This window comes from Burkholderia sp. BCC0506, from assembly GCF_902833145.1.
In the GTDB taxonomy this organism is placed as follows: Bacteria; Pseudomonadota; Gammaproteobacteria; order Burkholderiales; family Burkholderiaceae; genus Burkholderia.
In genome coordinates this window covers 184,084-198,258 of sequence record NZ_CADFEN010000009.1, presented here as the reverse complement: position 1 = coordinate 198,258, position 14,175 = coordinate 184,084, and the positions used below count along the sequence as shown (strand labels likewise).

Here is a 14,175-nt window from a genome sequence, read left to right as displayed (position 1 = left end):
TACGAGGAATCGAACGCATGGCTAACGTCTACGACAAACTGAAGTCGCTCGGCATCGAGCTCCCGACCGCCGGCGCACCGGCTGCCGCGTACGTGATGAGCGCGCAAAGCGGCAACACGGTCTACCTGTCGGGCCACATCGCGAAGAAGGACGGCAAGGTCTGGGCCGGCAAGCTCGGCGCGGATCTGCAAACGGAAGACGGCAAGGCGGCCGCCCGCTCGATCGCGATCGACCTGCTCGCGACGCTGCACGCGCACACCGGCGACCTGAACAAGGTCACGCGCATCGTCAAGCTGATGAGCCTCGTCAACTCGACGCTCGATTTCACCGAACAGCACGTCGTGACGAACGGCGCGTCGGAGCTGATCGCCGAAGTGTTCGGCGACGCGGGCAAGCATGCGCGCTCGGCATTCGGCGTCGCGCAGATCCCGCTCGGCGCGTGCGTCGAGATCGAACTGATCGCCGAAGTCGCGTAACGGGCGCAGCGCGATGCCCGGCCGTTTCGTTCGCTTCAAGCAGGTCGACGTGTTCACGTCGGTGCCGTTCAAGGGCAATCCGCTCGCCGTGGTGTTCGACGCCGATTCGCTCGGCGACGACGCGATGCGCGAGATCGCCCGCTGGACGAACCTGTCGGAAACCACGTTCCTCTGCACGCCGACCGATCCGGAAGCCGATTACCGCGTGCGGATCTTCACGACGGGCGGCGAACTGCCGTTCGCCGGCCACCCGACGCTCGGCACCGCGCATGCGTTCCTGGAAAGCGGCGCGCGGCCGCGTACGCCGGGCCGGCTGATCCAGCAGTGCGGGGTCGGCCGGGTCGTGCTGCGCGAGCAGGCCGACGGCTGGGCGTTCGGCGCGCCGCCGGCACGCGTCGCGCCGCTCGACCGTTCGGACTACGCGGCACTGGCCGCCGCGCTGCGCAGCGACGCGCTCGACCTCGACGCCGAGCCGTGCGCGGTGGACAACGGCGCGCCGTGGCTCGTCGTGCGGCTGAAGTCGGCCGACGCGTGCATCGGCCTGTCGCCCGATCCGGCCGCGCTGGCGGCGCTGACCCGCCGCTACGGCGTGGACGGCCTCGCCGCCTACGCACCGCACGCCGAAGGCGGCCCGGCGACGTTCGAGGTCCGCTGCCTGATGACGGGCGGCAAGTTCGGCATCCCCGGCGAGGATCCCGTCACCGGCAGCGCGAACGCCGCGCTGGCCGGGCTGCTGACGCGCCAGGGCCGCCGCCCCGGCCCGTCGTATACGGCCCGCCAGGGTACCGCGATCGGCCGCGACGGCCGCGTCTTCGTCAGCTACGACGCCGACGGCACGACCTGGATCGGCGGCCACGTCGTCACGGTCGTCGACGGCACGTTCCGGTCACCCGACTGACATTTCGCGATGTGCGATGGCGCCGGCTCGTCCGGCGCCCTACGCTTTGCCCAACTATCGCAAAAACGTTCCAGCCAGTAATATCGGGCCTAATCCGTTGTTTCGGAGGTCTGTCCATGGTTGCGCGGCCCGCGAACGAACAGACGTCGGGACAATCCGAACCATAGCCGGCCATCCAGACGGATGGCGCACGCGAGCAGGACGCCGCCCTCTTCGATGAGCTCCGCCCGGTCCAACCACACGCCGCCGAACCGGCCGCTGCGCGCGCCGCGCAAATCGCGCCGGCGTGCGCTGTTTGCCATCCCGCTGCTCGGGATGCTGGCGCTCGCGCTGCTGTGGGCGGTGATCATCGCGCGCCTGTCCGTCGAAAAGGACAGCGCGTACAAGGAAGCGGCGGCCTCCGCCGCGATCCTGTCGTCCGCGCTCGAGCAGCATACGGTCAAGGCGATCCACCAGGTCGACCAGATCACCCGCTTCGTCAAGTTCGAATTCGAGAAATCGCCGGCGCGCTTCAATCTCGCGAGCGCCGTCGAAAAAGGCGTCGTGCCGAGCGACACGCTGATCCAGGTGTCGCTCGTCAACGCGAAGGGCATCCTGTTCGCGAACACCGCCGACCTTCATCCGCAGCCGATCAACCTGTCCGACCGCGAGCACTTCAAGGTCCACCTCGCGCACAACGACGACCGGCTCTTCATCAGCAAGCCCGTGCTCGGCCGCGTGTCGAGCCACTGGACGCTGCAGATGACGCGGCGCCTGAACAACCCGGACGGCAGCTTCGCGGGCATCGTCGTGGTGTCGGAAGATCCGAGCTACTTCACGAACGATTTCTACAACAACGCGGCCATCGGCAAGGAAGGCGTGATCGCCGTCGTGTCCGACACGGGCGCCGTGCTCGCGCGGCGCACGGGCTCGGTGAGCAACGCGCCGGGCGCGTTTTCGGCGTCGGGCGTCTACCCGATCGCGGAGCGCGTGACCGGCACGATCATCGATCCGATCGACGGCGTGACGCGCATCGTGTCGTACCGCCACCTCGACGGCTACCCGCTCGCGGTGATGGTCGGGCTGTCGCAGACGGAAGAGTTCGCGGACTACTACCACACGCGCAACGTCTACCTGCTGATGACGAGCTTCATCACGCTCGCGATGCTCGCGTTCTTCGGCGTCGCGACGGGCCTGATCGGCAAGCTGCTCGGCCGCGAGCGCGAAATGACGCAGCTCGCCGAATACGACCTGCTCACCGGCCTCGCGAACCGCTATGCGACGTTGCGCGGGCTGCGCAACGACGTGTCGATGCCCGCGAGCCTGTCGCGGCTCGGCCTGCTGTTCATCGACCTCGACAACTTCAAGACCGTCAACGACACGCTTGGCCACAATGCCGGCGACATCGTGCTGCAGATGACCGCGTCGCGCCTGGCCGATGCGGTCGGCGACGAAGGCTCGCTCGCGCGCATCGGCGGCGACGAGTTCGTCGTCGTGATGAAGGGCGACGACGTCGAGCGGCGCGCGGTGCGGCTCGCGGAAGCGATCATCCGGATGTTCAGCGAGCCGTTCGACGTTCGCGGCAGTTCGTTCGTGCTGCATGCGAGCATCGGCATCGCGCTGCACACCGTCGCGAACGAAAGCGAGATCGACCTGCTGAAAAAGGCCGACCTCGCGATGTACAGCGCGAAGGACGCCGGCAAGAATTGCTACCAGTTCTATGCGCCGCACCTGTCCCACCGCGCCGACCACCTGATGCGCTGGGAGCAGCAATTGCGCGTCGCGCTCGCCGACGGGCAGTTGTTCCTCGCGTACCAGCCGAAGATCGACCTCACGCACCGCCATATCACCGGCTTCGAGGCGCTCGCGCGCTGGGATCATCCGGAGCACGGCGTCATCTCCGCGAACGAGTTCATTTCGATCGCCGAGTCGACCGGCCTGATCGTGCCGATCGGCGATTTCGTGATCCGCACCGCGTGCGAGCAGATCGCGCGCTGGCGCGACGAGGGCCACGACACGCTGACGCTCGCGGTCAACATCTCGCCCGTGCAGTTCTGGCGCGGCGACCTGATCGAGACGATCTCGCAGGCGCTGCAGGACACCGGCATCGACGCGAACCGGCTCGAGATCGAGATCACCGAAACCGCGATGATGGAATACCCGGAACTCGTGTCCGAGAAGATCGTCGCGCTGAAAAAGCTCGGCATCCGGATCGCGCTCGACGATTTCGGCACCGGCTATTCGTCGCTGTCGTACCTGCACCGCTTCTCCGTCGACACGCTGAAGGTCGACCGCTCGTTCGTGCAGGCGATTCCGACCGATCGCAGCGTATGCGTGATGGTGTCGTCGATCGTGCATCTCGCGCGCTCGCTCGGGCTCACCGTCGTCGTCGAGGGCACGGAGACCGAGGAGCAGATCACGTGGCTGTCCGCGCTCGGCGAAATCGAGGCGCAGGGCTTCCTGTTCTCGCGCCCGGTGCCGGCCGATGCGATTCCCGCGCTGATCGCCCGCTTCGGCGTGCGCGGCGAGCATCCGGACGTCGTCGCGCATCGCGCGACCGGCAGCACCGGCGCCTGAGCGCCGCACCACCGCAGCCGCGGCGCGTATTGCGCACCGCCGCAATTATTTCGTTTTCCGATCCGATCGCCCGGTTCATTAACTAGCGTTTTCGCGCATGGCAGTGTCATGATGCGCGGTGGACAATCGGGAGGGCCGACGTGTCGGCGGGCCGCCGGCACGGTCACATACGAGAGATTTGGCGCTGCGCCATCCACACAATCATGACAACCGTCGAAGTCGAAGCGACCGCTCGTGTCGAAGAGGCACCGGCATCCCTATGGGCCTTGTTCAAGGTCGTCGCCAGCATTTCGGCCGTCTCGTGGGGCGGGCTTTCGATGATGGCGCAACTCGAACGCCATTACGTGGAGCGGCTGCAGCGCATCGAGCCGCACGTCTTCGGCGATCTCGTCGCGCTCGCGTGGCTCGTCCCGGGCCCCGTCGGCTGCAACGTCGCCGTGCAGGTCGGCCAGACGCTGAACGGCCGCGCCGGCGCGTGGGTCGCCGGCATTGCGAGCGTGCTGCCGTTCTCGATCCTGATGACGCTGTTCGCGATCTTCTATCAGACGCCGCTCGTGCGCTCGCTCGCCGCACCGATGCTGATCAATCACTTCGGGATGGTGCTCGCCGCGCTGATCGGCGTCACGTGGGTCAAGCAGTTGCGCTCGCTCGCACGCACGCGGCTCGAACAGTCGATCGCCGCGCTATCGACGATTCTGCTCGCTTTCGCGCATAGTCCGGCCGCTTTCGTCGGGATTCTGTTCGCCGCGTTCGCAGCGGGCTGGCTCACGGGGCCATCGCAACGCGACGCGGTCGATTTCACGCTGTCGAAGCGCGACCGCGGCCTGCTCGTGCTGCTCGGCGTGCTCGTCGTGCTGTTCGCGGTGCCGTTGCCCGGCGATTATCAGGCCGAACTGCTGTGGCCGCGCCTCGCGGGCGCCGGCATGACGCTGTTCGGCGGCGGCTTCTCCGCGCTGCCGGTGCTCAAGACGCTGTTCGTCTCGCCGGCGACGGGCATCTCCGATCACGACTTCACGCTGGCCTTCGCGCTGTCGCCGGTCGCGCCGGGGCCGTTGCTGAACGTCGTGCCGTTTCTCGGTTACCTGACCGACGGCTGGGCCGGCGCGCTCTCCGCCACGGCCGCGCTGTTCATTCCGTCCGGGTGCCTCGTCGTGTTCGCGCAGAATCATCTGTCCCGGCTCAAGCGCCATGCGCGCTTCGAGCACGGGATGCGCCTGCTGCGCGCGGCGACGACCGGCTTTCTCGTGGTCGCCGTCGTGAAGATCCTGCATCGCGAACCGGCCGATCCGGTTTACTGGCTGACGGGCGCGTTCGCGACGCTGTGCTTCACGCGCTTCAAGGTGCCCGTCTATGCCGTGTACGGCACGGTCGCCGTTGCGTGCAGCGTGTGGCTGTGGGCGGCCGCGCACTGACGCGCGCCGGCCGCCGCCCTGCTCGGTTCGGCCTGCCGGCCCCGCTCAACCGGCCTGCACCGCGACCCGGCGTGCCATCCAGCGGGCGCGCAGCGCGTCGTATGCGAGGTTGAAGCAGAACGTATAAGGCAGGAAGAACAGCACGATGCCGAGGTCGAGCAGCAGCGCCTCGACGAGGCTCACGTTCAGCCACCACGCGGCGACCGGCACCACCATCGCGACGAGGCCGAGCTCGAACGTCACCGCGTGCGCGACCCGCATGCCGAGCGTGCGCGACAATCCGGCCCGCCGCTCGAAGCGGTCGAACAGCGCGTTGAAGGTCATGTTCCACGCCATCGCGATCAGCGACACCATCACCGTCAGCACGCCGACGTGCGACACCGGCATGTCGAGCAGCCACGCACCGATCGGCGCGCACAGCGCGATCGCCACCAGTTCGAACGTCAGCGCGTGCAGCAGGCGCTCCGTCACCGTCTTGTTGATCTGTTTCATGATTTCCTCCGATGCATGACCTGATTCATGGCGGCCATTTTGATCGGCACAACCGTATGAATCCAGTTTGATATCATCGGCTTTACCGATAGTACGCCACCAGGAGCGCGCCATGCACCACGCCCCCGAAGCCTTGCTCGCGTTCGCCGAAGCGGCGCTGCTCGGCTCGTTTACGGCCGCCGCCCGCAAGCTCGGCAAACGCCAGTCGACCGTGTCGGAAGCGATCGCGAATCTCGAAATCGACCTCGGCGTGCAGTTGTTCGACCGCTCGACGCGCACGCCCACGCTCACCGATGCCGGCCGCGCGCTGCTGCCGCAGGTGCAGCGCGCGCTCGAGGCCAGCGCGGCGATCGACCGCGCGGCCGCCCGGCTCGCGCACGGCGAGGAAGCGCGGCTCACGCTCGTCGTCTCCGATACGTACCAGTCGAAGCGCTACGAGGAAACGTTGATGGCGCTCGAGCGGCGCTTCCCGGCGCTCGAGCTCGAATGCCAGATCGCCGAACACGACGACGTGCTCGACCTGATCCAGCAGGGCCGCGCGCAACTCGGGCTGATGGCCGCGCGCACGGTCTACCCGGCCGACATCGGCGCGGCGACGGTGGCGGAGGAATCGGAGATCGGGCTGTTCGTCGGTCGCACGCACGCGCTTGCCGAATACGGCGACGCCGAGGTGCCGCACGCGGCGCTGCGCGACGTGCGCGAGCTGCGCCTCAATACGTACGTGAAAGCGGAAGGCCGCGGCACCGACGACCGGATCGTCGTCGGCACGCAGCACTGGCTGGCGCCGAGCTACCTGATGCTGCTGGAGATGGCGGTACTGGGCTTCGGCTGGGCGGAACTGCCGCGCTGGATGGTCGAACACTTCGCGCGCGACCGGCTGTGCGAGCTGCGCGCGCGCGGCTGGCCGCGCCGCGTGCGGGTGGATGCGGTCTGGTCGCGCAACCGGCCGCTCGGGCCGGCCGGTTCATGGCTGCTCGACGCGATGCTCGCCGCGTAGCCGCGCGTGCCGCCGGACGTGCGGCGGCAGAAGGTGGAAATCCGACGGCGGCCCGTCAGAAGCCGCGCGACAGCACGGCCGCGCCGATCGTGACGACGCCGAGCACGAGGTTCACGACGACGAGCAGGCGTACCGCGTTCACCGCGCGCGCGCCGTCCGGCCAGTTCTGCGCCTGCACCGCACGGCGAATGCGCGGGAACAGCGCGAAGCGGATGTGTCCGAAGATCAGCATCATCACGACGCCGAGCCCGGCCATCGCATGCAGCGACCACGTCGCGTGCGCGCCGCCGAAGCTGATCAGCAGGAAGCCGCCCGACAGCAGGATCACGATCACGGCCCCCGCCACCCAGTTGAAGAAGCGGCCGAACACGCCTTCGATCAGCGGCAGCCGCAGTTGCGGCGACAGGTCGGACAGCGCCGGGCGCAGGCAGAAGTGTGCGAAGACCATCCCGCCCACCCACACGGCGACGGCCAGCAGGTGAAGAAACAGCGCGACGGCAACGGCATGGGACATGGCGACGATCCTGTGATGAGTGGGGTGCAGCGAACGGCCGCGTCGTACGCGGCATCAAGCGACGTTCGACCGGCCAGCCGCGTCGCGGTTCAGACCCTCCGCGCGATTTCACACTATTTTGCAAGTTCCGCGTGACAGCGCCACGCTTGCTTACCCGAATCCCGGCGCCGGAAAGCAAAAAGCCGCACGCCCGCCGAAGCGGACGCGCGGCTTTCGATCGCGGTCGACCGTGCGACCGCGCGCGGCGTCAGCCGAGCAGCGGACGCAGCTCGGTGACGACCTTGAGCTTCGTCTCCGGCGCACGGCCCTTGCGTGCGCGCTTGCCGATGTGCGGTGCGAGCCCGGCGTACGACAGCGTCTCGTCCTGCACCTTGCCGCCGCGGCCGGTGCCGATCAGCACGACGCCGGCCGGATCGATCGCCAGCGCCTGCACGAGCGTTTCCTTGTCCTCGAGCGCCATCAGGATCACGCCGCGCCCGCCTCCGGACAGCGTCTTCATCTCGTCCATCCCGAACACCAGCAGGCGGCCGCCGCTCGACAGGCACGCGACCTGCGTCGCGTTCGGCAGCACCGGCATCGGCGCGAGCGGCACCGCGCCCGCATCGATGGTCATGAACGACTTGCCGGCCTTCACGCGGCTCACCATGTCGCCGACCTTCGCGAGGAAGCCGAAGCCGTTGCTCGACGCGAGCAGCAGTTGCTGATCGGCCGGCGCCGCGTAGTAGTGCATCAGGTGCGAGCCCGATTCGAGCTCGATCAGCGACGTGACCGGCACGCCGTCGCCGCGCCCGCCCGGCAGCACCGACACGTCGACCGAGTACACGCGGCCGCTGCTGCCCCACGCGATCAGGCGATCCGGCGTGCGGCACTGGAACGCCGCGTACAGGCTGTCGCCGGCCTTGAACGAGAACGCGGCCGGGTCGAGCCCGTGGCCCTTCAGCGCGCGCACCCAGCCCTTCTGCGACACGACGACCGTCACCGGCTCGTCGACCACCTTCGCCTCGAACGTCGCGCGCTTTTCCTGCTGGATCAGCGTGCGGCGATCGTCGCCGTACTGCTTCGCGTCGGCCTCGATCTCCTTGATCATCAGCCGCTTCATCGCGCTTTCGTTCGCGAGCAGTTCCTCGAGCTTCGCCTTCTCGTCGCGCAGCGCTTCGAGTTCCTTCTCGATCTTGATCTTCTCGAGCCGCGCGAGCTGGCGCAGGCGGATTTCGAGGATGTCCTCGGCCTGCCGCTCGCTGAGGCCGAACGCACTCATCAGCGCGGCCTTCGGCTCGTCCGACTCGCGGATGATGCGGATCACCTCGTCGATGTTCAGGAAGACGATCATCCGCCCTTCGAGGATGTGGATGCGGTCGTCGACCTTCGCGAGACGATGGCGGCAGCGGCGCGTCATCGTCAGCTGACGGAACTTCACCCATTCGTCGAGGATCGTCAGCAGCCCCTTCTGGCCCGGCCGGCCGTCGGCGCCGATCATCACGAGGTTCAGCGTCGCGTTCGATTCGAGGCTCGTGTACGCGAGCAGCGTGTTCACGAATTCCGTCTGGTCGATCGTGCGCGACTTCGGCTCGAACACGAGCCGCACCGCCGCTTCCTTGCCCGACTCGTCGCGCACCGCGTCGAGCAGGTCGAGCATCGCCTTCTTCGTGTTGAGCTGCTCGGGCGTCAGCGTCTTCTTGCCGAGCTTGAGCTTCGGGTTGGTCAGCTCCTCGATTTCCTCGAGCACCTTCTGGCCCGACGTGTTCGGCGGCAGTTCGGTCACGACGAGCTGCCACTGGCCGCGTGCGAGATCCTCGATCTTCCACTTCGCACGCACCTTCAGGCTGCCGCGGCCCGTTTCGTACGCCGCCGAGATTTCGGTGTCGCTCGAGATGATCTGGCCGCCACCGGGGAAATCCGGGCCGGGAATCAGGTTCATCAACTCCGCGTGCGTGAGCTTCGGATTGCGGATCAGCGCGACCGCCGCGGCCGCGACCTCGCGCAGGTTGTGCGACGGGATTTCGGTGGCGAGGCCGACCGCGATGCCCGACGCGCCGTTCAGCAGCACGAACGGCATGCGGCTCGGCAGCGTCTTCGGCTCCTCGAACGAGCCGTCGTAGTTCGGCATGAAGTCGACCGTGCCCTGGTCGATTTCGTCGAGCAGCAGCTTCGAGATCGGCGTGAGCCGCGCTTCGGTGTAACGCATCGCCGCCGCGCCGTCGCCGTCGCGCGAGCCGAAGTTGCCCTGCCCGTCGATCAGCGGATAGCGCAGCGAGAAATCCTGCGCGAGCCGCACGAGCGCGTCGTACGCCGACTGGTCGCCGTGCGGGTGGTATTTACCGAGCACGTCGCCGACCACGCGTGCCGACTTCACCGGTTTCGCGTCGGGCCCCAGGCCCATTTCGTTCATCGCGAACAGGATCCGGCGCTGCACCGGCTTCTGGCCGTCGCACACGTCGGGCAGCGCGCGGCTCTTCACGACGCTGACCGCGTAGCTGAGATACGCCTGCTCCGCGTAGTTGCCGAGCGTCAGCGCGTCGCTCTCGGGCGCGTCGGGGGTGGCAAAGAGATCGGAAGTATTGTCGTCCATCTGAATTCCGTATTCGTAAGTGGCGTGAGGCCGGGCCGGGCGTCATGCCCGGCCGCGCGGAACGCTCCGCTTAAATGTCCGCTTCGACGTCGTTGCCCTTTTCCTCGAGCCAGCCGCGCCGCGCGGCCGCCTCGCCCTTGCCCATCAGCATCGTCATCCGCGCGACGGTCGCCTCGTAGTCGAGCTCGCCGAGCTTCACCGGCATCAGGCGGCGCGTGTCGGGGTTCATCGTCGTGTCCCACAACTGCTCGGCGCTCATTTCGCCGAGGCCCTTGAAGCGGCTGATGCTCCACTGCGTGTCGCGCACGCCGTCCTTGCGCAGCTTGTCGAGGATCGCCTCGAGCTCGCCGTCGTCGAGCGCGTAGAGCTTCTGCGCGGGCTTCTTGCCGCGCGCGGGCGCATCGACGCGAAACAGCGGCGGGCGCGCGACGTACACGTGGCCGCGCTCGATCAGTTGCGGGAAATGCTTGAAGAACAGCGTGAGCAGCAGCACCTGGATGTGCGAGCCGTCGACGTCCGCGTCCGACAGGATGCAGATCTTGCCGTAGCGCAGGTTCGACAGGTCGACGGTATCGTCGGGGCTGTGCGGATCGACCCCGATCGCGACCGAGATGTCGTGCACCTCGTTGTTCGCGAACAGGCGATCGCGCTCGGTTTCCCACGTATTCAGCACCTTGCCGCGCAGCGGCAGGATCGCCTGGTATTCCTTGTCGCGGCCCATCTTCGCGGAGCCGCCCGCCGAGTCGCCCTCGACGAGGAACAGTTCGTTGCGCGCGATATCTTCCGTCTCGCAGTCGGTCAGCTTGCCGGGCAGCACCGCGACGCCCGAGCTCTTGCGCTTCTCGACCTTCTGGCCGGCGCGCGTGCGCGCCTGCGCCTGCTTGATCACGAGTTCGGCAAGCTTCTTGCCGTGCTCGACGTGCTGGTTCAGCCACAGTTCGAGCGCCGGGCGCGAGAACGACGACACGAGCTTCACCGCGTCGCGGCTGTTCAGCCGCTCCTTGATTTGCCCCTGGAACTGCGGATCGAGCACCTTCGCGGACAACACGAACGACACGCGCGCGAACACGTCTTCCGCGAGCAGCTTCACGCCCTTCGGCTGCAGGTTGTGCAGTTCGACGAAACTCTTCACGGCCTGGTACAGGCCATCGCGCAGGCCCGACTCGTGCGTGCCGCCGGCCGGCGTCGGAATCAGGTTCACGTACGACTCGCGCACGAGCGAGCCTTCCTCGCTCCATGCGACGACCCACGATGCGCCCTCGCCCTCGGCGAAGGTTTCGTCCGTCGAACGCGAATCGGCGAAACGCTCGCCCTCGAACAGCGGGATCAGCAGCTCGCTGCCGTTCATCTCGTCGAGCAGGTAGCCGCGCAGGCCGTCTTCATACTTCCACGTCTGGCGCTCGCCCGTCTTTTCGTTGACGAGCACGACCTCGACGCCCGGCAGCAGCACGGCCTTCGAGCGCAGCAGGCGCTGAAGCTCGCCGAGCGGCAGGTTCGGCGAATCGAAGTATTTCGGGTTCGGCCACACCTGCACGCGCGTGCCGGATTTCTTCTCGCCGCGGCCCGCCGCCTGCGTGGCGAGCGGCTTGACCACGTCGCCGTCCGCGAAGCCGAGCTCGGCAATCTTGCCGTCGCGCCAGACCGTCACGTTCAGACGCGTCGCCAGTGCGTTCGTGACCGACACGCCGACCCCGTGCAGGCCGCCCGAGAACGTATAGGCGCCGCCGGCGGCCTTGTCGAACTTGCCGCCCGCATGCAGGCGCGTGAACACGATCTCGACGACCGGCACGCCTTCTTCCGGGTGCATGCCGAACGGGATGCCGCGGCCGTCGTCCTCGACCGAGACCGACTGGTCGGCGTGCAGCGTGACCGTGATCTGCTTGCCGTAGCCGCCGAGCGCCTCGTCGGACGCGTTGTCGATGACTTCCTGGATGATGTGCAGCGGATTCTCTGTACGGGTGTACATGCCGGGCCGCTGCTTGACCGGCTCGAGACCCTTGAGCACCTTGATCGATGCTTCGCTATAGGCCGCGCTGGGTTTCTTCGTTGACATAGGCGCTGAATTTCGTCATTCATCGGGACGTTGTCCACACCTCGTGTGGATAACGTCGTGGACAAAACGTTGAGTTCCGTAAAAAAGCGAATCGAAACAACGGTGTGCTTGGACTGCTCCGAAAGCGGGCGCGCGGCGTGCGCGGCGCGACCCTGGACGCGCGGTATTTTACTGGTTCCGCGTGGCGCGCCAATCGCGGGATCGGCGCGCGCCGCGCGCGTCACACCGGCTTGCGCTTCGCCTCGAGCGTTTCCCACCGTTCGAGCGCGGCGAGCAGTTCGTCGTCGATCGCCGCGAACCGCTCGGTCAGGCGCGTGCCTTCCTGCGGGTCCTTCGCGAAAATCGAACCGTCCTCGAGCTGTGCATTGATCGTCTTCTGCTCCGCTTCGAGCGCGGCGATCTTCTCCGGCAGCGAATCGAGTTCGCGCTGTTCGTTGAACGACAGCTTCACCGTGCGCTGCGCGTTGCGGCCCGCCGCGCTCTTCGCCGGCTCGTCCTTCGCGGGCGCCGCCTCCTTGACCGCGCGCTTCGCCGCGTCCTGCTGCGCGAGCTGCTCCGAGCGCTCGCTCTGGACCTGCCAGTCGGTGAAGCCGCCGACATATTCGCGCCACTTGCCGTCGCCCTCCGCCGCGATCACCGACGTCACGACGTTGTCGAGGAACGCGCGATCGTGGCTGACCAGCAGCACCGTGCCGTCGTAGTCGGCCAGCAGCTCTTCGAGCAGTTCGAGCGTCGGGATGTCGAGGTCGTTGGTCGGTTCGTCGAGCACCAGCACGTTGGCCGGGCGCGCGAACAGGCGCGCGAGCAGCAGCCGGTTGCGCTCGCCGCCGGACAGCGACTTCACCGGCGAGCGCGCGCGTTCCGGCGCGAACAGGAAATCGCCGAGATAGCTCATCACGTGCTTGCGCACGCCGCCGATCTCGACCCATTCGCTGCCGGGGCTGATCGTATCCGCGAGGCTCTTCTCCTGGTCGAGCTGCGCGCGCATCTGGTCGAAATACGCGACCTGCAGGTTCGTGCCGGTGCGCACCGTGCCTTCGTCGGGCTTCAGCTCGCCGAGGATCAGCTTCAGCAATGTCGTCTTGCCGGCGCCGTTCGGGCCGACGAAGCCGATCTTGTCGCCGCGCATGACCGTCGTCGAGAAGCGGTCGACCACCGTGCGGCCGCCGTAGCGCTTCGTCACGTCGGTCAGCTCCGCGACGATCTTGCCGGACTTCTCGCCCTGCGCGACGTCGAGCTTCACGTTGCCCTGCGCGTTGCGGCGCTCCGCGCGCTCGTTGCGCATCTGCACGAGCCGCGCGATGCGGCCGACGCTGCGCGTGCGGCGCGCTTCGACGCCCTTGCGGATCCACACCTCTTCCTGCGCGAGCAGCTTGTCGAACTTCTCGTTCTCCACGCGCTCGACTTCGAGCTGCTGCGCCTTGCGCGTCTGGTATGCGGAGAAATTGCCCGGGTACGACAGCAGCCGGCCGCGATCCAGCTCGACGATGCGCGTCGCGACGCGATCGAGGAACGCGCGATCGTGGGTGATGAACAGCAGGCCCGCGCGTTGCGCGACGAGCAGTTCCTCGAGCCAGCGGATGCCGTCGAAATCAAGGTGGTTGGTCGGCTCGTCGAGCAGCAGCACGTCCGGTTGCAGCACCAGCGCGCGCGCCAGCGCGACCCGCTTCTGCATCCCGCCCGACAGCGCGTCGACGCTCGCGTCGCCGTCCTGCAGGCCGATCTGCGCGAGCGTCATCGACACGCGCGTGCGCCAGTTCCACGCGTCGTGCGCATCCAGCGACGACTGCAGTGCGTTCATCCGCGCGAGCAGCGCATCGTGCTCGGCGCCTTCCGGTATTTCCGCAAGGCGGTGCGCGATCGAATCGTATTCTTCGAGCAGTTCGCGCGTATGCGCGAGCCCCGACGCGACCGCGTCGAACACCGTCGCGCCCGGTTCGAACTCGGGCTCCTGCGGCACGTAGACGGTCACGAGCTCCTGCTGGCGCGTGATCAGCCCGTCGTCGGGCTTCGCGAGGCCGGCGACGATCTTCAGCAGCGACGACTTGCCCGCGCCGTTGCGGCCGATCAGGCCGACCCGCTCGCCGGCTTCCAGCGAGAAATCCGCGTGATCGAGCAACGCGACGTGACCGAACGCGAGCTGCGCGCCGGTAATGGAATAGAGCGACATGGGGAGACGGCGAAGAGAGAAATCGGAAGCGCCCATTG

The 14,175-nt window shown here is 67.6% G+C and carries 10 protein-coding genes; 5 read left to right on the top strand and 5 right to left on the bottom strand.

Features of this window, described 5'->3' with window-relative positions; translation table 11 throughout:
• The first annotated feature begins 17 nt into the window (after positions 1–17).
• The 4 genes from HWX62_RS21805 to HWX62_RS21790 all read left to right on the top strand — a co-directional run bounded on the left by HWX62_RS21805 (position 18) and on the right by HWX62_RS21790 (position 5,342).
• Positions 18–476 (top strand): RidA family protein, encoded by a 459-nt coding sequence (locus tag HWX62_RS21805; protein WP_006478174.1) that lies wholly within the window; start codon positions 18–20, stop codon positions 474–476.
• A 13-nt stretch (positions 477–489) separates the two neighbouring features.
• Positions 490–1,374 (top strand): PhzF family phenazine biosynthesis protein, encoded by an 885-nt coding sequence (locus HWX62_RS21800; RefSeq protein WP_175930579.1) that lies wholly within the window; start codon positions 490–492, stop codon positions 1,372–1,374.
• A gap of 216 nt (positions 1,375–1,590) precedes the next feature.
• Positions 1,591–3,930, top strand: coding sequence for an EAL domain-containing protein (locus HWX62_RS21795; protein WP_175930578.1), 2,340 nt, complete (start codon positions 1,591–1,593; stop codon positions 3,928–3,930).
• A 203-nt stretch (positions 3,931–4,133) separates the two neighbouring features.
• Entirely contained in the window at positions 4,134–5,342 is a 1,209-nt protein-coding gene (locus HWX62_RS21790; protein ID WP_175930577.1) for a chromate transporter, read from the top strand.
• A 45-nt stretch (positions 5,343–5,387) separates the two neighbouring features.
• Here the strand turns inward: HWX62_RS21790 and HWX62_RS21785 are convergent, their stop codons facing one another.
• Entirely contained in the window at positions 5,388–5,834 is a 447-nt protein-coding gene (locus HWX62_RS21785) for a multidrug/biocide efflux PACE transporter (protein ID WP_175930576.1), read from the bottom strand.
• Between the two features lie 112 nt (positions 5,835–5,946).
• Here HWX62_RS21785 and HWX62_RS21780 point away from each other — a divergent pair, with 112 nt between their 5' ends.
• The gene (locus tag HWX62_RS21780; protein WP_175930575.1) at positions 5,947–6,831 is read left to right on the top strand and encodes a LysR family transcriptional regulator; all 885 of its coding nucleotides are present in this window, start codon (positions 5,947–5,949) and stop codon (positions 6,829–6,831) included.
• Between the two features lie 55 nt (positions 6,832–6,886).
• Here HWX62_RS21780 and HWX62_RS21775 read toward each other — a convergent pair whose 3' ends face one another.
• From HWX62_RS21775 to HWX62_RS21760, 4 genes are all read right to left on the bottom strand, one after another.
• Positions 6,887–7,345: a CopD family protein gene (locus HWX62_RS21775; protein WP_175930574.1), complete on the bottom strand. Its 459-nt coding sequence runs from the start codon at positions 7,343–7,345 to the stop codon at positions 6,887–6,889.
• Between the two features lie 247 nt (positions 7,346–7,592).
• Positions 7,593–9,914 carry a DNA topoisomerase IV subunit A gene (parC, locus tag HWX62_RS21770; protein WP_175930573.1) on the bottom strand — a complete coding sequence of 774 codons (2,322 nt, stop codon included), beginning with the start codon at positions 9,912–9,914 and terminating at the stop codon, positions 7,593–7,595.
• A 70-nt stretch (positions 9,915–9,984) separates the two neighbouring features.
• Positions 9,985–11,967, bottom strand: a complete 1,983-nt coding sequence (parE, locus tag HWX62_RS21765) for a DNA topoisomerase IV subunit B (protein WP_175930572.1) — start codon at positions 11,965–11,967, stop codon at positions 9,985–9,987.
• Positions 11,968–12,187: 220 nt separating this feature from the next.
• The gene (locus HWX62_RS21760; protein ID WP_175930571.1) at positions 12,188–14,173 is read right to left on the bottom strand and encodes an ATP-binding cassette domain-containing protein; all 1,986 of its coding nucleotides are present in this window, start codon (positions 14,171–14,173) and stop codon (positions 12,188–12,190) included.
• Positions 14,174–14,175 lie beyond the last annotated feature (2 nt).